At 58.0% G+C, this 18,381-nt stretch carries 19 protein-coding genes and 1 tRNA gene; 5 read left to right on the top strand and 15 right to left on the bottom strand.

The genetic code is table 11. The annotated features are described in order from the left end of the window. Positions 1-8: 8 nt before the first annotated feature. Positions 9-947: an FKBP-type peptidyl-prolyl cis-trans isomerase gene (locus tag J3T92_RS00975; protein WP_267399315.1), complete on the top strand. Its 939-nt coding sequence runs from the start codon at positions 9-11 to the stop codon at positions 945-947. Positions 948-1,041: 94 nt separating this feature from the next. On the opposite strand, the gene J3T92_RS00970 is transcribed toward J3T92_RS00975, so the two are convergent. The 15 genes from J3T92_RS00970 to J3T92_RS00900 form a co-directional block, all read right to left on the bottom strand. Beyond that, positions 1,042-1,953 carry a cysteine ABC transporter substrate-binding protein gene (locus tag J3T92_RS00970; RefSeq protein ID WP_267399314.1) on the bottom strand — a complete coding sequence of 304 codons (912 nt, stop codon included), beginning with the start codon at positions 1,951-1,953 and terminating at the stop codon, positions 1,042-1,044. A gap of 86 nt (positions 1,954-2,039) precedes the next feature. Further along, positions 2,040-2,912: an amino acid ABC transporter ATP-binding protein gene (locus tag J3T92_RS00965; RefSeq protein ID WP_254478249.1), complete on the bottom strand. Its 873-nt coding sequence runs from the start codon at positions 2,910-2,912 to the stop codon at positions 2,040-2,042. Then, the gene (locus tag J3T92_RS00960; protein ID WP_267399312.1) at positions 2,905-3,579 is read right to left on the bottom strand and encodes an amino acid ABC transporter permease; all 675 of its coding nucleotides are present in this window, start codon (positions 3,577-3,579) and stop codon (positions 2,905-2,907) included. The genes J3T92_RS00965 and J3T92_RS00960 overlap by 8 nt, the downstream gene beginning before the upstream one ends. Beyond that, entirely contained in the window at positions 3,566-4,219 is a 654-nt protein-coding gene (locus J3T92_RS00955) for an amino acid ABC transporter permease (protein ID WP_121915025.1), read from the bottom strand. The genes J3T92_RS00960 and J3T92_RS00955 overlap by 14 nt, the downstream gene beginning before the upstream one ends. Before the next feature lie 395 nt (positions 4,220-4,614). Further along, a complete protein-coding gene (gene nrdH / locus J3T92_RS00950) occupies positions 4,615-4,857 on the bottom strand; it encodes a glutaredoxin-like protein NrdH (RefSeq protein WP_267399311.1) in 243 nt (80 codons plus the stop codon). A 226-nt stretch (positions 4,858-5,083) separates the two neighbouring features. Then, a complete protein-coding gene (nucS, locus tag J3T92_RS00945) occupies positions 5,084-5,887 on the bottom strand; it encodes an endonuclease NucS (protein ID WP_267399310.1) in 804 nt (267 codons plus the stop codon). An 89-nt stretch (positions 5,888-5,976) separates the two neighbouring features. Next, complete coding sequence (locus tag J3T92_RS00940) at positions 5,977-6,273, bottom strand: F0F1 ATP synthase subunit epsilon (RefSeq protein ID WP_254478247.1); 297 nt, start codon at positions 6,271-6,273, stop codon at positions 5,977-5,979. 2 nt (positions 6,274-6,275) lie between these two features. Beyond that, a complete protein-coding gene (gene atpD / locus J3T92_RS00935; RefSeq protein ID WP_267399309.1) occupies positions 6,276-7,760 on the bottom strand; it encodes a F0F1 ATP synthase subunit beta in 1,485 nt (494 codons plus the stop codon). A gap of 8 nt (positions 7,761-7,768) precedes the next feature. After that, positions 7,769-8,719 carry a F0F1 ATP synthase subunit gamma gene (locus tag J3T92_RS00930; RefSeq protein WP_220236365.1) on the bottom strand — a complete coding sequence of 317 codons (951 nt, stop codon included), beginning with the start codon at positions 8,717-8,719 and terminating at the stop codon, positions 7,769-7,771. 3 nt (positions 8,720-8,722) lie between these two features. Then, complete coding sequence (gene atpA, locus J3T92_RS00925; RefSeq protein ID WP_220236366.1) at positions 8,723-10,381, bottom strand: F0F1 ATP synthase subunit alpha; 1,659 nt, start codon at positions 10,379-10,381, stop codon at positions 8,723-8,725. A 46-nt stretch (positions 10,382-10,427) separates the two neighbouring features. Further along, positions 10,428-11,255: a F0F1 ATP synthase subunit delta gene (locus J3T92_RS00920; RefSeq protein ID WP_267399308.1), complete on the bottom strand. Its 828-nt coding sequence runs from the start codon at positions 11,253-11,255 to the stop codon at positions 10,428-10,430. Positions 11,256-11,306: 51 nt separating this feature from the next. Further along, positions 11,307-11,849, bottom strand: a complete 543-nt coding sequence (locus J3T92_RS00915; RefSeq protein ID WP_267399307.1) for a F0F1 ATP synthase subunit B — start codon at positions 11,847-11,849, stop codon at positions 11,307-11,309. A gap of 50 nt (positions 11,850-11,899) precedes the next feature. Beyond that, the gene (atpE, locus tag J3T92_RS00910; protein ID WP_254478243.1) at positions 11,900-12,127 is read right to left on the bottom strand and encodes an ATP synthase F0 subunit C; all 228 of its coding nucleotides are present in this window, start codon (positions 12,125-12,127) and stop codon (positions 11,900-11,902) included. Between the two features lie 131 nt (positions 12,128-12,258). Continuing rightward, the gene (gene atpB, locus J3T92_RS00905) at positions 12,259-13,074 is read right to left on the bottom strand and encodes a F0F1 ATP synthase subunit A (RefSeq protein ID WP_254478242.1); all 816 of its coding nucleotides are present in this window, start codon (positions 13,072-13,074) and stop codon (positions 12,259-12,261) included. Positions 13,075-13,254: 180 nt separating this feature from the next. After that, complete coding sequence (locus tag J3T92_RS00900) at positions 13,255-14,304, bottom strand: homoserine O-succinyltransferase (protein ID WP_220236370.1); 1,050 nt, start codon at positions 14,302-14,304, stop codon at positions 13,255-13,257. Between the two features lie 96 nt (positions 14,305-14,400). Between J3T92_RS00900 and J3T92_RS00895 the strand changes: the two genes are divergently transcribed. The 4 genes from J3T92_RS00895 to J3T92_RS00880 all read left to right on the top strand — a co-directional run bounded on the left by J3T92_RS00895 (position 14,401) and on the right by J3T92_RS00880 (position 18,034). Then, positions 14,401-14,474: transfer RNA gene (locus J3T92_RS00895), tRNA-Met, on the top strand. 644 nt (positions 14,475-15,118) lie between these two features. Continuing rightward, positions 15,119-16,102, top strand: coding sequence for a LacI family DNA-binding transcriptional regulator (locus J3T92_RS00890; RefSeq protein WP_267399306.1), 984 nt, complete (start codon positions 15,119-15,121; stop codon positions 16,100-16,102). Positions 16,103-16,211: 109 nt separating this feature from the next. Next, complete coding sequence (locus J3T92_RS00885) at positions 16,212-16,697, top strand: RpiB/LacA/LacB family sugar-phosphate isomerase (RefSeq protein WP_267399305.1); 486 nt, start codon at positions 16,212-16,214, stop codon at positions 16,695-16,697. Continuing rightward, entirely contained in the window at positions 16,694-18,034 is a 1,341-nt protein-coding gene (locus J3T92_RS00880; protein ID WP_267399304.1) for an MFS transporter, read from the top strand. Before J3T92_RS00885 ends, J3T92_RS00880 begins: the two co-directional genes overlap by 4 nt. The last annotated feature ends 347 nt before the right edge of the window (positions 18,035-18,381 follow it).

The following is an 18,381-nucleotide window of genomic DNA, read 5'->3' as shown; positions in this document are numbered from 1 at the left end:
GATCTTTTATGACCATCATCGTAAGAAATTCACGCAGCAAGCGTCTGCTGGGCGCTATGACCGCTCTGGCCCTGTTTTTTGGACTGTCAGCCTGCGGCGGGAAATCTGACGGGGGCGGCCACCCGGGCGACACCATGCAGGGCGTATCGGCCAGTGGCAAACTTGGCAGCAAGCCCGACATCAGCTTCAAGACACCCTTCAAGGTCGAGAACCAGACCCATCAGGTCATCCAGAAAGGCGATGGCGAGGTCATCCGCGACGGGGATCGCGTATGCACCAGGAGCCTGGCCCTGGATGCAAAAACCGGCAAGGTGATCAACTCCACCTGGGACAAGAGCAGCCCGGAGTGCTCCATCGTCATCAGCAAGAAATCCATCCCCGCATACTATGACACCTTCAAGGGCCTCAAGGTCAACTCGACCGTTGCCGTAGGCATCGATGAGTCAGGTTCCGGCAGCAGCAGTCAGGCGACCAGCTCCTATATCATGGCCCTGACCTTCGTTTCCAGGTCCAAGAACCTGACCCGCGCCCAGGGTCAGAAGGTGACCGACCTGCCCAGCGACCTGCCAAAAATCAGTTTGGATGACAAGGGCAAGCCCTCTCTGGACCTCAACGGCTACCAGCCCAAGGGAGGATTGGTCGTCCAGCCCCTGATTAAGGGCAAGGGGGCCAAGGTCGGCCAGCATCAGAGCGTCAGCGCCAACTACACCGGTTGGCTGGCCTCCGACGGCAAGCAGTTTGACTCCTCCTGGGACCGGGGTCAGGCCAGCGACTTCAGCCTGGACCAAGTGGTCAAGGGCTGGCAGCAGGGTCTGGCCGGCCAGACGGTGGGCTCTCAGGTTCTTCTGATAGTTCCGCCCGACCTGGGCTATGGCAGCCAGCAACAGCAGAAGATCCCGGCCAACTCGACCCTGATTTTCGTGGTTGACATCCTGGCCGCCTACTGACCTGTCAATCCACCAACTCAGGCAAATAGGGGCCCGTGCTCATCCAAATGCGACTGGATGGGCACGGGCCCCTGTGATAAGCGAGACGACCAGGTCAGTCCTTGCCGCCTTCGACTACGATCTCGTCGGGGTTGGCCGCACTGCCGTAGACCGGCTCCAGGGTCTTGCGGTAGTCCTCATGGAAGAACTGCTCCTGGCCCAGCTTGACCAGCTCCTTGTTGATGTAGTCCAGCAAGGGCTTGTTCCCCTTGCGCACAGCCGGGGCGATAACCGCCTCGTCCCCGAGCTTGGTGATACCCACCGAGAAGCCCTTGTTGGCCTTGGCCCAGGCCAGCACCTCGGTGTTGTCGGTGCTTATAGCGTCGCCACGGTGGTCCAGCAGGGCGTTGTAGGCATCCGCGTACTGGTCATACTTCTGCAACTTGACTTCAGGGTAGTGCTGCTCGAAGTAAGGCTCAGCCGTAGTGCCCTTGGCGATGATCAGGGTCTTGCCATTGAGCTCCTTGACATCTTTGATCGGCGCAGAATCCGGCGAGACCACGCCCAGGAAGACCTTCATATAGGGCTTGGCGAAGTCCACCTTGCGAGCGCGATCATCGGTGACGGTGAAGTTGGCCAGAACCACGTCCACCTTGTTGCTGGACAGCACATCCACACGGGCGGCTGGGTCCACCGAGGTGTATTCGGGCTTGACGCCCAGGTCCTTGGCCAGGCGCTCGGCCAGTACCACGTCGTAGCCCTGGTTCTTGCCGTCCTTGTCCACGTAGCCGAATGGGGCCTTGTCGGTGAAGACCGCCACCTTGAGCTTGCCGGACTTGGTGATCTGCTCCGGGGTGCGTGCAGACCCTGATGCTGCCGAGGAACCGGAGTTGTTTGCCGAGCCGCTTCCAGCGTCACTGGGGGTGGCCGCCGAAGGGCCGCAGGCCGCCATGGAAGCCATCATCGCGATCGTCGCCCCCGTGGCCAGCGCCGCCCGTATCAATCGGTTCATTACCCTTGCGGTCATGATCCCTCTTTTCCTGTTCTCTTTCCTATGGCCGCCCCTGGGGACGGTTCCGGCGAAGGCCGCCGGACGAATATGCGAAGTCCTCATCAGGACTTCTGATCCTGGTCCTGATCCCGCCTGCGCTCATAGGTGAAGGTGGACAGGAAGCGTTGGGCCCGGTCAGTTGTCGGGTGGGTGAAGAAGGCCTCTGGATCGTCGGACTGCTCGACCAGGACGCCTCCATCCAGGAGGACGATATGGTCGGCGATGCCCCTGGCGAAGGCCATCTCGTGGGTGACGATCATCATGGTCAGCCCCTGGTCGGCCAGTTCCAGCATGACCTGAAGGACCTCGCGGACCATCTCTGGATCCAGAGCCGCGGTCACCTCGTCGAAGAGCATGATCTCAGGATGGAGGATGAGCGCCCGGCAGATGGCCACCCTTTGCCGCTGGCCACCCGAGAGCTGGCTGGGCCAGGCATCCCGGCGGTCGGCCAGACCCACTCGATCCAGCAGCTCCAGAGCCTCCTGCCGTGCCTGGTCCCGCTTGCGCTTCTGCACCAGGATGGGCGCCAGGGTCACGTTGTCCAGCACGGTTCTGTTGGGGAAGAGGTCGTAGCTCTGGAAGACCATGCCGATCCTGGTGCGCAGGTCAGAGCTGCGGGTGCCTGACATCAGGCCGCCAGGACCTCCGCTGTGCTTGCCCAGGGGATGACCGGTCTCCACCTCCTGACCATCCAGAAGAATCCGGCCACCCTGTATGGGCTCCAATCCGGCTATGGTCCGCAGCAGGGTGGATTTGCCTGAGCCCGAGGGGCCCAGGACCACAAAGACCTTGCCCTTGGGCACCTGGAAGGAGATGTCATTGAGCACAGGGCTTTGCGCCTGCGGATATTGCTTGACCAAGTGCTCGACGGTCAGTACCGCCCCTTCCTCCTGGTCATCCTGTGGCTGATTCGCCGTCGTTTGCCCCTCAGTCATGGGCCCACCTCTTTTCCAGATGCCGGGCCACCAGGGACAGGGGCCAGCAGATGAAGAAATACATGAAGAAGATCACCCCATAGATCCACAGGGTCGCCTGGGGGTAGGCGAAGCGGTTGGCATCGATGATCTGCTGGCCGACCTTGATGACCTCGATGACGCCCAGCAGGGCGGCCAGAGAGGTGGTCTTGACGATCCTGGTGGCCAGGTTGACGCTGGCCGGCAGCAGTCGGCGCAGGGCCTGGGGAAGGATGATCCTGGAGAAGGTCTGCCAGGAGCTCAGTCCCAGCACGTAGGCCGACTCCACCTGGGTACAGGGAATGGACTCCAGGGCCCCGCGGACCAGGTCGCCCAGCTCGGCCCCACCCCAGAGCACGAAGACCAGCAGGCAGGCGCCGGTGGCATCCAGATTCAGGTTCCATGCCCTGGACAGCCCATAGAAGGCGATGAAGAGCAGGGCCAGCTGGGGCATGATGCGGATGAAGTCCAAATAGATCCTCATCAGGAAGCGGATCAGGCGGTTGCGCCGGGTCATCAGCCATCCGACTACCAACCCCAGGGGCAGGGAGAGCAGGACCGAGACGCCGGCTATCCAGACGGTCACCCAGAGCCCCTGGAAGAGCCTGGGCATGACCCCTGGCTGGAAGAGCACCTCAACGCCGTGCATAGTCGAACCTCCGCTCAAGAACGGTTCCGATGACGGAGATGGGCAGCAGGATGACCAGGTAGGTGACGATGAGCAGGGTCAGCGACTCGTAGGTGTCGTAGGAGGTGCCCATCAGGTCCTTGGTGACATACATGACATCGGCCAGAGCGATGGCCGAGACCACCGAGGACTCCTTGATCAGGAAGATGATGTTGGCTACCACGCCCGGTATGGCGCTGCTCAGGGCCTGAGGCAGCACGATCCTCGACAGCGTTTGCCCACGCGTGAATCCCAGGACACGGGCTGACTCGATCTGCACCTGGGGCACGGCCTCGAACCCACCGCGCATGGCCTCGGCCATGTAGGAACCGCCCAGGAAGGCCAGCCCGACGATGGCGCAAGTCTGGGCGCTCCAGTTGACCCCGAGCTTGGGCAACCCAAAATAGAGAAAGTAGAGCTGAACCAGGAGCGGGGTGTTTCTTGACAGCTCGATATATACCCTTGCCAACTGCGAGAGCAGGGGGATCCTGAAGACCTCCAACCCGGCGCAGACCAGCCCGATCAGCATGGAGAACACCACGCCAAAGAAGGAGATGAAGACCGTTACATAGGCCGCATTGACGAAGAAGTGCAGATTCTGCGCCATGAAAGTCCAATTCATGCCCTCACCTCCCTACTTGCCCTCGTCCTGTTCATCGTCTCCTCTTCACTGCTTCTCGCCCGCTTCCCGCCACTGCGACATACAGTCGACAATCCTAGAGAACGCGAGCCGTCTTTCTTTGCTTTTCGATATACGAATACCGGATACCGCGTTATCATCCGCTCTCACAACCACCCGGACGGCGATTCATCATGAGACTGAAACCATCCAGCAACTGGACAGTGCGGGCAGGGTGGCCCTAGCCGGCAAAGACTGGCCGACACCTGCAAATCTTGCCTACCTGGCATCTACCAACCAAGTAGGCGCACACTGTATTTTCGATCAACCCTACTGCTCACCAAGCTAACAAAAAAGCCCGGTCCACATATCCGTGAACCGGGCTCCGAGTGCCTTGATCAGGCAAAAACCTTGACGCTCTGTGCTGCCTTCCTGATCAGATCGGGGCGATACCCGCTCCACGTCTCCTGGTCAGTGACTACGATGGGGGTCTGCTTGAATCCCTGGGCGATGAACTGGTCGATCAAGGTCTGATCCTCGGTCAAATCCACCTGCTCGAATTCCAGCCCCTGCTTGGTCAACTGACGCTTGGTGGCATCACACTGGGGACAGTGCGCCTTGGTGTAGACCGTGATGGACATGATCGCCTCTCCCTTACATGTAGCCGTGATGTTCCAAGCTCTATAGCCCTCTTCTTGGAACCTGATGATTGCACTCTACACACTCCCAGGCGCGAGCACAATACCACAGGTAGTGGCGTGTCAGGCCGTCAACCCCAATATCTAGTAGCCTTTCAAGTCTTGTGGATCTAAGAGAGCATATATGTGAGCTATCTTACATACATGTTATTTAAGACCGAAAACTGCCTCAGAAGAGGGTCAGTTCATCGCTGTCAGCGCCCTTCATAGCCTCGTAGTCCAGAATCAGACACTCGAATCCCCTGTCCTCCGCAAGGACCCTGGCCTGGGGGGTGATGGTCTGGGCTGCAAAGATTCCACGAACAGGGGCCAGCAGGGGGTCGCGGTTAAGCAGGCGGCAGTAGCGGGTCAGCTGTTCCACCCCGTCAATGCCGCCATGCCGCTTGATCTCGATGGCCACATGCCGCCCCTGGCTGTCCACGGCCATGATGTCCACTGGGCCGATGGGCGTGGGATACTCCCGGCGCACCAGGGTGGCTCCCGGGCCGATGCGGTCGATCTGTTCGGCCAGATAACGCTGCAGGTGCGCTTCCACACCGTCCTTGACCAATCCCGGGTCCGTCCCCAGATCATAGCTGTCGTCGGCATAGACCTGGTAGAGCCTGATGGTGAGCACATCACTGGATTTCACGGCCGAAACACGCAGAACTCTACGGACAGGCCGAGTCTGGTCCTGATCCTGCTCCTGGGCGATCAGCGCATCGGGCGCGGCAGCTTCGACTACCTCATCCGATCCAGTCCCGGCGACGGAATCAGCCTTGGTGCCCGTGCCCTCTTTGCCTGCCTCCTCGGGTTCGATCTCCCTGATGGTGCAGGGGGCGCACATCCAGTTCAGGGGCTTGTAGGAACCCAGCTCCGAAAAAATCAGACAGCTCATGTCGGCCTTGATCAGCAGAACGCGCCTGGCCGGCGGCAGGCTGGCATTGAGACGCCCGGAGTATTCGGCGGAGCAGTCGGCAACAATGATTCGCACAGGTGCCAATATATCAGTCGCTGTTCCGCGGCGGGAAAGAAAAACCCGGCCGATGCAAGTGCACCGGCCGGGGGGGAAAGGAGAGGAAGTCAGGACTGCTGTCCCTGATCGGCATCCTCCAGGTAGTGGTCCACGGCCACAGTCAGCTTGTTGCTGTCGAAGGAGGCGAATCCGCTGTCCACATGGAAGGACTGACGACCGCCGTCGGTGGCCTGAACCCGGATGTTGCCCTCCTGCAGCAGGGCTAGCACCGGTTCGTGGTCGGGCATGATGCCCATGGACCCCTTGGTGCCGGGCACGGTGACCGACCGCGCCTGACCCGACCAGATGGGCCTGTCTGCCGAGACGATGTTGACCTGCATGGAGGCCTTGCCTGTGTCCGCCATGACTACCGGTATTCCTTCTGCATATCGTGCCACTTGTGCTCCAGGTCGTCGATGCCGCCGATGCCGGAGAATGCCTGCTCAGGCACGTCGTCGTAGGCGCCGTCGCAGATGCGGGTGAAGGCCTCAATGGTCTCGTCCGCAGGCACGTAGGAACCCTTGCGGCCGGTGAACTTCTCGGCCACATAGAAGTTCTGGCCCAGGAACTGCTCAATCTTGCGCGCGCGGTTGACGGTGGTCTTGTCTTCCTCGCCCAGCTCGTCGATGCCGATCAGAGCGATGATGTCCTGGAGCTCCTTGTTCCTCTGCAGGATTGCCTTGACCCGGTTGGCGCAGTCGTAGTGGGCCTGCCCCACATAGCGCGGGTCCAGAATCCTGGAGGTGGATGCCAGCGGATCCACAGCCGGATAGATGCCCTGGGAGGCGATGTCACGGCTGAGCTCGGTGGTGGCGTCCAGGTGGGCGAAGGTGGTGGCCGGGGCCGGGTCGGTGTAATCATCGGCCGGCACATAGATGGCCTGCAAGGAGGTGATCGAATGGCCACGAGTTGAGGTGATTCTCTCCTGCAAAGCACCCATCTCGTCGGCTAGGTTGGGCTGGTAGCCCACGGCCGAGGGCATGCGGCCCAGCAGGGTGGAGACCTCGGAGCCGGCCTGGGTGAATCGGAAGATGTTGTCGATGAAGAGCAACACATCCTGGTTCTCCACGTCGCGGAAGTACTCCGACATGGTCAGGGCGGTCAGTGGCACACGCAGACGGGTCCCCGGGGGCTCGTCCATCTGGCCGAAGACCAGCGCGGTTTTCTCCAGCACGCCGGCCTCTTCCATCTCGCCGATCAGGTCGTTGCCCTCACGGGTGCGTTCGCCCACGCCCGCAAACACGGAGACGCCGCCGTGGTTCTGCGCCACGCGCTGGATCATCTCCTGGATGAGCACGGTCTTGCCCACACCTGCGCCGCCGAACAGGCCGATCTTGCCGCCCTCAACGTAGGGAGTCAGCAGATCGATGACCTTGATGCCGGTTTCGAACATCTGAGTCTTGGACTCCAGCTGATCGAAAGCAGGAGGGTTGCGATGGATGGGCCACCGTTCGGTGACCTTGATCTGCTCACCCTGCTTCTTATTGAGGATGTTGCCGGCCACGTCGAAGACGTGCCCCTTGGTCACATCCCCTACGGGCACCTCGATGGGGCCTCCCGTATCGGTGACCGTGGCACCACGGACCAGGCCATCCGTGGGCTTCAGGGCCACCGTACGCACGGTGGAATCACCCAGGTGCTGCTCCACCTCCAGCATGATGGTGGTCAGCGACTCGCCCTCGGTGTCCGAGGACTTGTTCAGATTCACAGTCAGGGCATTGTAGATGTCCGGCAGGTGACCTGCCGGGAACTCCACATCTATGACCGAACCCTGGACTCGGGTGACGCGCCCCGTGGAGGCCGAATCCGGCTTGTGGCTCGCTGTGGTCGGCTGTTCTTGCTGTGCAACCATTGGCGTTCCTACTCTTCCTCTTTGTTGAGCGCATCGGCGCTGCCGACGATCTCGGTAAGTTCCTGCGTGATGGCCGCCTGACGGCTGGCATTGAGCCTGCGGGTCAGGTCGTCGATCAGCCCCTTGGCGTTATCGGTGGCGGTGTGCATGGCGTTCTGCCTGCTGGCGGTCTCCGAGGCGGCCGAGGTGAGCAGGCATTCATGGATACGCGACTGAATGTACTTGGGCAGAACGGCATCCAGCACCTCCTGCGGGCTTGGCTCAAAGTCGTAGAGGCCCGCATAGCGGTCACCCTGGCTTCCATGCTCGTCGTTCGGCACGGGGGCATCAATGGCCTCCTCAGGCTGCTCCTGGTCCGGTCTGATCAGCTCCAGAGGCAGCATGCGCAGCACCCGAACCTTCTGCACCACCATGTTGATGAATTCAGTGAAGACGATGTAGAGCTCGGAGACGCCCCCCTTGGCCGCTGGAGTCATGTAGGTTTCCAGCAGTGCCTGGGAGATCTCCCTAGCCACATCCACGCCGGGCCGATCGCTGTTGCCTTCCCAGGTTTTGACGATGCTGCGGTTACGGTAGCGGTAGTAAGAGACGCCACGACGACCATAGACGAAGAGCTGGGGCTGTCGGCCTTGCTGGTCCAGTCGGGTCAGCAGAGACTCCGTCTCGCGGATGACCGAGGAGGTATAGGCCCCGGCCATGCCACGGTCGGCCGTCAGAGCCAGCACAGCCACGCGTGGGTTCTTCTCGTCCTTCCTGACAATGGGATGGCGGATGTCGTCCGTGTGGGCCACCAGGGCCTGGACTGCATCGAAGATCGCATCGGAGTAAGGCTTCGCTTCCAGGGCCACGGTTCTGGCCTTGGCGATATGCGAGGAGGCTATCATCTCCTGGGCATTGAAGATCTTCTCCAATGCCGAAGTGGAGGCGATCCTTGACTTGAATGCGAGTTGTGAGGCCATGGTCTACCGCTTCCTGGCCTTGCTGCCGCTCTTGCCATCGGCTACCAGCTTCTCCTGCTGGACGGCCACCGGCTGCTCCTGATCCTGATCGGCCTCGTGACCGTCCAGAGTCTGGCCTTTGTGAGTCACGAAGGTCTTGGCGAACTCATCCACGGCCTTGTCCAGGGCCTTCTCGGTATCGTCTGTGAAGTCCTCCGTGTCGCGGATGGTCTTGAGGATGTCGGTGTTGTGGTCCAGGTAGTCCAGGAGCCCGGATTCGAAGGGCAGCACGTCCTCCAGGTCCAAATCATCCAGCTTGCCGTGGGTGCCTACCCAGACGGAGACGACCTGCTTCTCCATGGAATAAGGCGTGAACTGAGGCTGCTTGAGCAGCTCGGTCAGCCTGGCACCACGGGTCAGCTGGGCCTTGGAGGCCGCATCCAGATCAGAGGCGAACATGGCGAAGGACTGCAGAGAGCGGTACTGGGCCAGCGAAATCTTCAGGGTCGAGGAGACCTTCTTGAGAGCCTTGGTCTGTGCGGCGCCACCCACGCGGGAGACGGAGATGCCCACGTCCACAGCGGGACGCTGGTTGGCATTGAACAGATCGGACTGCAGGAAGATCTGGCCGTCGGTGATGGAGATCACATTGGTCGGAATGTAGGCCGAAACGTCGTTGGCCTTGGTCTCGATGATGGGCAGACCGGTCATGGATCCGCCTCCCAGGTCATCGGAGAGCTTCGCGCAGCGCTCCAGCAGACGCGAATGCAGGTAGAAGACATCGCCAGGATAAGCCTCGCGCCCCGGCGGACGACGCAGCAGCAGGGAGATGGACCGGTAGGCCTCAGCCTGCTTGCTCAGGTCGTCGAAGACAATCAGGACGTGCTTGCCGCCGTACATCCAGTGCTGTCCAATGGCCGAACCAGTGTAGGGGGCTATGTACTTGAAGCCTGCGGAGTCGGAAGCCGGGGAGGCCACGATGGTGGTGTACTCCATGGCGCCGGCCTCTTCCAGAGAGGAACGGACCGAGGCGATGGTGGTGCCCTTCTGACCGATGGCCACGTAAATGCACCGGACCTGCTTCTTGGGGTCTCCTGACTCCCAGTTGCGCTTCTGGTTGATAATGGTGTCGATGGCGATGGCCGTCTTGCCGGTCTGCCGGTCGCCGATGATCAGCTGGCGCTGACCGCGGCCGATAGGTGTCATGGCGTCAATGGCCTTGATGCCGGTAGCCAGGGGCTCGTCAACGGGATGCCGATGCATGACATCAGGAGCCTGAGCCTCCAGGATTCTGCGGCCCTCGCTCTTGATTTCGCCCAGGCCGTCGATGGGCTCGCCCAGGGGGTTGACCGTACGCCCCAGATAGCCGTCGCCGACGGGCACCGAAAGCACCTCGCCGGTCCTGTGGACTTCCTGGCCCTCTTCGACACCTGCGAAGTCGCCCAGGATGACCACGCCGATCTCTCGGGCGTCCAGGTTGAAAGCCAGACCAAGCGTGCCGTCCTCGAAGGTCAGCAGCTCGTTGGCCATGCAACCAGGCAGTCCCACCACATGCGCAATGCCGTCACCGGCCGTACGAACGTAACCCACCTCCTGGGTGGGGGTGTCCGTCGGCTTGTAGGACTCGACAAATTGGTCGAGTGCCTTGCGCACCACGGCGGGATCAATGGTCATTTCTGCCATGATCACTCCTTATTTCTGTTCTTGTTCAAGTCTGTCGGTTCTCCGCTCATCCTGCCACGGCCATGCGCCGCTTCAGGTGCTTCAATTGCGTAGCCACCGTGCCGTCTGTAGAGACCGATCCATACTGGACCTTCATACCGCCCAGGACCGAGGGATCGACCACCGAGTTGATGTGGACCGGCTTACCAAGCTTGCGCCCGTAGACCTCCTGCAGGCGGTTGACCTGCTGGTCATTCATGGAGACCGCCGTGGTGACGGTGACCATGATCTGATCCATATGCTCAGAGAAGCGATCCACCAACCAAACGATGGTGTCAGGGAAGCGCCGCCCGCGCAGATCGATGGTGGCGTTCAGGGCCATCTGCTCGGTAACCGGATGCATATGCTGCCCATCAAGAAGCGCTCTGAGCAGGTCGGCTCGCGCCTTGGAATCACTGTACTCGTCGGAGAGCCGGAAGAGCACCAGAGGCATCCCGAGCAGGGCCGAATGGATCTCAGCCAGCTCGCCGGCCACCTGGTTGGTGATGCCCAGAGCATCGGCGTAATAAGCAGTGGCATCCACCGACATGTCCTCGGCCGCGTTGGCAATGTGCACCACACGGCTCCACTGATGATCAGTCAAATCATGGAGGATATCCACGGTCAGAGGATCAGCCTTGTCAGCCAGGATGGTGTCGATCACACGCCACTTGTCCTCAGCCGGACGGGAGGGGTCGGTCAGCGCACGCTCCAGGGGTCTGTTGGCATCGAGCAGGGTCACGAAGGTATAGAGCTCCATGGCCACGCGGAGGGCATCCTTCCCCTTGCTCTTGAGCAAGGGGGCATACTTGGCCCTGGTCTCCTTATCGGAGCTCAGCGAAGTCTCTCCTCGCATGTCACCTCCCCTTTCGCGAGACGGGCGCGCCCGTCGTCCTCTGATCAGTCATCATGCCTGCCGCTTGTCCGAGGGTTGTCCACCCTGGTCCGCGATGATCGAGTCGATCATGGAGGACTGCACGGCATCATCCTGAAGCTGCGAGCCCAGGATCTTGCCGGCAAGAGCCGTAGCCAGCGTGCCCACCTCGCCCTTGAGCGAGACCAGCGCCTGCTGCTGCTGGGACTTGAGGGATCGCTGGGCGTTCTCAGTGATCTGGTTGGCCTCGGTCTCGGCCCGGGTCCTGGCATCGGCCACGATCCTAGAGGCCTCGGCACGGGCGTCATCGCGGATCTGGGAAGCCTCAACACGAGCTTTGCCCAGCTGATCCTGATACTGCTTGCGGGCCTGATCCGCCTCTTCACGAGCCTTAGCGGCCTTCTGGATGTTGCCCTCGATCTTGGACGAGCGCTCATCAAAGATGGCCTGGAACTTGGGCATGAAGAACTTGTAGAAGAAGACGGCCAGGATGACCAGGATGACCAGCGACCACACAATGTCATAAAGCTGGGGAATGAACAGCTGAATCCCCTTGTCTGCCGCTAGAGCGTACATTGGCTCCTCCTTTCCCTTATCTAAGCCGGATCATGCAAGAATCGCACGGCTCAGGCAATGAAGAGCGCCACGAAGCCCAGCAGGGCCAGCACCTCGATCAAAGCCAAGCCGATGAACATGGTGGTGCGCAGCTTCCCGCTGATCTCAGGCTGGCGAGCCATGCTCTCGACGGTCTTGCCGACGGCAATGCCCAAACCCAGCGCGGGGCCGAGGGCTGCAATGCCGTATCCCAGGATGCTCAGATTGCCGGAGACCTCAGCAAGTGTGATGATGTCCATTTATTTTCCTTTCCTCCACCGTTGCCGGTTCTTGGATTGTGGTTCAGCCCCGACTCCCGTCTACTGGTCGGAACCGACGAATATGTGGGCTGCGACGGCCTGTAACGCCAACCGCGGCTTGTCCTTTCCCCTCAACCTTCTTCAGGGTAACTCATGGAGATGTAGACCGTGGTAAGGATAGCGAAGATGTAGGCCTGGAGGGCCGCCACGAAGATTTCAAAGGCCGTCAAGGCGAAGCCCAGAGCGAACCAGCCTACGCCAGCCAGGGCCAGGGACTTGTTGCCGGCCTCAATGATGTAGAACTGGGTGAAGGCCAGACTGACCGCCACCAGTAGATGGCCGGCGATCATGTTGGCAAAGAGTCGAATGGTCAGGGAGGCCGGCTTGACGATGACCATCTCCAGAAGCTGGATGGGCGTCAGAATGATATAGAGAGGCCAAGGCACTCCAGCCGGAAAGAGCTCCGATTTGAAATAGCCCCAGACACCCTGCTCCCGGAATCCCGTCACCATGTACTGGCAGAAAGTCCAGATGGCGAAGACCAATGGCATAGTGATGGTCGCAGTGGCTGCGATGTTCATGCCCGGCACAATGCCACATAGGTTGAAGACCAAGATGGTCAGGAAGATGGTCGTAATCATGGGCACGTAGCGCTTGCCGCGAATCTCGCCCAAGGTGTCATAGACGATCGAGTCACGGATGAACTCGATGACCCACTCGATGGCCCCCTGCCAGCGGGAGGGGATCAGCTTGGCCCTTGCGGCGGTGATTCCCAGCACCAGAAGGATGATGACCATGGCCACGAATCTGACCAGGATGATCCGGTTCATGGCGAAGGGCGTTCCCTGGAAAAGAATCTCAGGAGGCAGGAAATCCTCGATGGAAGGCAGCTCGCTCGGCTTGGCCATGGCCAGACTGAAAGCTCCACTTCCCATTGCCTCTAGCATCTATCGCCTCCTGAACGACACAGTGAACACTATAGCGCGTGTGCGACTCATGGCTGCACCGTGTCGATAGTGTACCCACACAACGGCGACCATGGATTCAACCAGTGTGTCACAGATAGCGTTTGCGGGCAGGATTTGCTCCGCGGTGTGGACAGGCTGATGACGAAATTCGTCCAATCTTCATCGACAGTCAACAGCGCCGGGAACAAGCCCGTACCCATCACCCGCCATGGGCCGGTATCCGTCAGCCCGCGGGCATTCAGGCGCGTGTCTGACGGACCGGTCCGTGCCTAGACGGCCCGCCGCCCGCAAGGTCGGCACCTGGTCCAAGTCGTAGGGGGTGGTCTCGTAGACCCAGTTCAGCCAGTTGCGCCAGAGCAGATTGGCATGGGCCCGCCAGGAGAAGACCGGCTCCAGCGTGGGATCGTCGTGAGGATAGTAATTGACCGGGAAAGGCACCTGGTCCAGGCCCTTGGCCATGTCGCGCTGGTACTCGCGGGCCAGGGTGTCGCGGTCGTACTCCCAGTGACCCAGCACGAAAATCTCTGAGAAATCCCGGGTGCTGATAAGCCCCGGGCCAGACCGGGGACCCCAGGTCAGCACCTGCAGATCCGGACAGGCCCGCACCTGGTCCTCGTCCACCCCGGCCCAGCGGGAGTGGGGCTGCAGGGCTATCTCGTCGAAGCCATTGGTGATGAAGCAGTACTCGTCCTGCAGATACTGAGGAAAGACCCCGAAGACCTTGCGATCCAGGTCGCGCTTGGCGATGCCGTGGCGGTGGTAGAGCCCGGCCATGGCTCCCCAGCACAGATACATAGTAGAGAAGACGTGGGTAGACGCCCAGTCCAGAATGTGGGTAAGTTCCTCCCAGTAGTCGACCTGCTCGAAGTCCATCTGCTCCACCGGAGCGCCCGTCACGACAAGACCGTCATAACAATTGCCCTGGAAGGAATCCAGATTCTCGTAGAACTTGACCAGGTGATCCATGCTTGTGTGCACGGCCTGATGGGTTGAAGTCTTCATGAAGTCGATCTCCACCTGAAGTGGCGACTTGGAGATCAGCCGCAGCAGCTGGGTCTCGGTCTCCACCTTGGTGGGCATCAGGTTGAGGATGACCAGCCTGAGCGGACGCATCTCCTGGCGCTCCGCCTCGTGGCTTTCCAGGGCGAAGATACGCTCCGAATCCAGGATGGATCTGGCCGGCAATCCGGTGGGGATGGTGATAGGCATGGCTCCCATTATCCCCCTGGATACGAATGCCCACGCACGGACTTGACAAGGGCGATGGAAGCCGTAATATAGATAACTGCTGTGTTGAACAGCCGACGCGGGGTGGAGCAGTTCGGTAGCTCGCTGGGCTCATAACCCAGAGGTCTCAGGTTCAAATCCTGACCCCGCTACTAATAGGCTCGGAATTGTTTGGATTCCGAGCCCTTGTTTTTGCTCACACCCTATTTGGCTAACTTATGATTAATTATTATTGTATTGACTGCAAGGTGAACTTAATCTATAAGGCAGTACGAATCCGTCTAAGATTCCTTAGCCTGTTGAGCAAACTGATACCCAATCATTTTGTGCGGCGAAGAGAATAAAAACGACGGTTATAAACAGACTACAAGCTTGTCATCAAATTCGGTTGCCTAGTAACGATCTCCAGGTAATAGCGCTCATATTCCGTAGCACGCGTAAAGATGCACTAAATTATCCGTTGCAAAAGTTTGATAAAAATAATCAAAATACACATCCTCATCAGCGGGGTTGTTTACTCAATAAGATATCATTTTGATGCAAAATCGAAATTTTTTCTCATATTACTATTTAATATTCGGTTGCCTAGGCCAATGAACAATGTGAGATCATCTGCCGCTACCAACTTCTACATCTAAGGGTCAGCTGGTAACTATGCGTCTTTTTACGAATCAGGTAGCCTGAATCGAAAATATCAGCTCTGTGACTCCAACCTAAGAAATTGCCTTCAACAAGCAGATGTGGTACTAATTGAAACTAATAAGATATGGAAACGTTTCCACAGCGAGGTGACCGAATGATAACCATCAAAGATGTGGCCGCAAAGGCCGGGGTATCTCTAGGAACCGCTTCTAGAGTGCTTTCCAAAAGCCCCCATACATCAGCCGATTCTCGGGCAAAAGTCATGCAAGCGGCTAAACAATTGGGCTACGTCGCTAATGGCCCAGCACAATCACTTAGGCGTGCACGGACTAGCATTCTGGGTTTGCTCATATCTGATATTCGCAATCCATTTTTTGCTCGGTTAGCTCTTTCTGCAGAAAAAGAAGCCCGTAAATCTGGATATATGGTTGTCTACGGCAATGCTAACGAAGATGCCGATACTGCTGATGAGATTGTCCAGGTCTTCTCCCAGCAGCGAGTTGATGGGGTCCTTTTCTCTCCCCAAGGCATTATGACTCCTCATATTCGATCATTCATGGAAACAGGAACTCCACTGGTTCTACTCAATCGTCTCCTTGAAGGTATAGAGGCCCCATATTTTGGTACAGACAACGCCCAAGGCATGAATCAGATCATGCAATACCTCCACGAGCGCGGGCATAGAAAGGTGGCATTTGTTTCGGGTCCTACTACCATATCAACGGGCTTGGAACGGTATAGAACCTTTATAGAAAGCAGAGATCGTTTCGGATTCGATCCTGATCTTAGGCTGGTTCAGATAGGCAACTTCTTAGCAGAGAGCGGCTATCGTGCTGCTCAAAACATCATCCGTTCAGGCCTGAAACCTTCGGCCATAATAGGCGCTAACGGCGAGACGACAGTAGGCATACTCCATGCATTGCATGATTGCTTAAATACCGAAGAAGCAAGGCAGATTGAAGTCGTCTCCTTCGACGACATGGAGTGGTTTGACTTTATCAGCCCTCGCGTCAGTGCTGTTCGCAACGACGCGACTTCAATTGGCAGAGAAGGGGCGAAGGGACTGATCAAGCTCATTCAGGGCAAGAGTGTGGAATCCAAAAAGATCCCTACCAGGTTCATCGATCGCTCCACTTGATCTGTCTTTTTCAAGCTGCATACCCTACCGTTCGCTGAAGCACAACCTGAAGAAAAGTCATGAGGGAAGGGGAAGTCTTTCTCTCAAAATCAAAGAAAGGAAAGAAACAATGAAAGTAGCATTAGGGGCTGATCATGCTGGATTCCCTCTCAAAGGTGAAGTCAGAAAGGCAATTGAGGCAGCTGGTCATCAGGTGATTGATTGCGGCACCGACAGCACTGATCCGGTTGATTTCCCCGACGTTACGCAAGCGACCTGCAAGAAGGTCGTGACCGGAGAGGCAGAACGCGCCATTCTAGTCTGCGGCACCGGGCAAGGCGGTGTCATGGCAGCCAACAAGATTCCAGGTATTCGCTGTGGTTTCGCTCATGAGACCTACTCGGCCCATCAATCAGTTGAGCACGACAACGCCAATGCGATAGCTATGGGGGCCTGGCTTGTCCCTCATGCCCTGGTTCCAGATATTGTCCTCGCATTTCTCAACGCACGTTTCGACGATGACGAGGATACCCGTAGACGTGTGGCCAAACTCAATGCCATGGATCGGATGGAGATTACGGGGGGCCGCAGAGAAAAAGAGGAGAAATCAAAGTGAAACAGGCATCAACCGGACAAGAAGAAAAGGTCTTAGGCTCAAAAGACCGACTAGAGACATCCATCGCTGCAGGCATAGGAACCTGTGTGGAAAACTATGATTTCATAGCTTACAGCACAGCAGCAGCTCTGTATTTTGGCACTGATTTTTTCCCTGCAGGAAACCGCTTCATCAGCACTATGCTGGCCTTTGCAACCTTGGCAGTCGGCTTTGTCATGCGTCCCGTCGGCGGAGCAGTCGGCGGTTATCTAGCCGATAAATATGGCAGGAAACCAGTACTCGTGGGTGCCCTCTTAGTCATGGGAGGGTCTACCTTTCTGATTGGTCTAATGCCGACCTATGCGACTATCGGTCTGGCAGCTCCAATCATCCTTACATTAATCCGCATGGTACAAGGGCTTGCCTTTGGTGCCGAATGGGGTGGAGCCATAACTATGGCCTACGAGCACGCTCCTTGGAACAAGCGAGGCATGTACTGCGCAATACCCCAATCCGGGAATCCATTGGGCATTGCTCTCGCTTCCGGAATGTTTGCCCTCTGTGCCTTCCTACCTGGTGATTGGCGTTGGCGCATACCATTTTTACTGAGCGCACTACTAGTCGTCGTCGGTCTAGTCGTTCGGTCCAAGCTCTCAGAATCCCCTGAATTCCAAGAGGCTCAAGCCAGCGGAAAGACCGAAAAAAACCCACTGGCTACCTCAGTACATCGGGATTGGAAGGGTATTCTACGGGTGATTTCATTAAGAATCGTAGAATCATTTGCATACTATCTGACCGCCACCTACCTCCTGAACTACATCTCGGAACAGGAGCCCGATATGCGACCGGTTGCGCTGAACGCCATAACCATAGCCAGCATCGTAGCTATTTTTGCCACCTTTTTTGCCGGCAGTTTGACTGATCATATCGGAAGGCGACCCATCTACATTGCAGCTTGTATTGCCGCCTTAGCTTTCGCCTTCCCCATGTATTTGCTAACTAATGATCACAAGCCAGTGTTGATTACCATAGTTTTTATCATAGGGATTGGGATTATCCATGCCTCATTCACAGGCGTACAAGGGTCGCTCTTGACCGAGCAGTTCAAAACTTCCACTCGCACTTCAGGTGCATCCCTCGGCTACCAAGTAGCTGCCGCGCTAGGAGGTTTCGCCCCTATGCTGGCGACGGCTATGGTAAATGCCTTCGGGTGGCCAGGAGCCTCCATGCTCTATATGGCCGCTGCTCTTGTAGGCTTGATCGGAATTCTCTCCACAAAGGAAACCTATGGAAAAAGCGAGCGGACACGAGTCAATAATCTTGTGCGCCAGGCTAAAGCGAATCAAATCATTAAATAAAGGTTGGGGTTTCTGATAAAGGCGGAAACCCCAAATGTCTGAAAGCTGTGGCGGCGTACACACTGACTAGGAGGTGCGCCGCCATATTCATATTCAGACGTAGACATTCTAGCCCTCGTGGGATTACGGGCCAATCAGATTCATCGCACAAGGTAACAACAAACACGTCCAAGGAATCGATAAAACGCGGATGATTATATACGTTGATCAACCTGAGAACTCTCGTGATCGCATGAAACTGGAAACTAAAAGCTGTCTAACCAGCTAAAAATCGCAGTCCTGCATAAAGCACATGAGCCAACAATACCGATGTTCATCAGTTGTAGAAACTACTGTCATATGAATCA

The sequence above is a fragment of the Bifidobacterium sp. B4081 genome (genome assembly GCF_026537335.1).
Lineage (GTDB): Bacteria > Actinomycetota > Actinomycetes > Actinomycetales > Bifidobacteriaceae > Bombiscardovia.
Note: the sequence above shows the minus strand (reverse complement) of the source record. Positions and strands in the feature narration are given on the sequence as shown.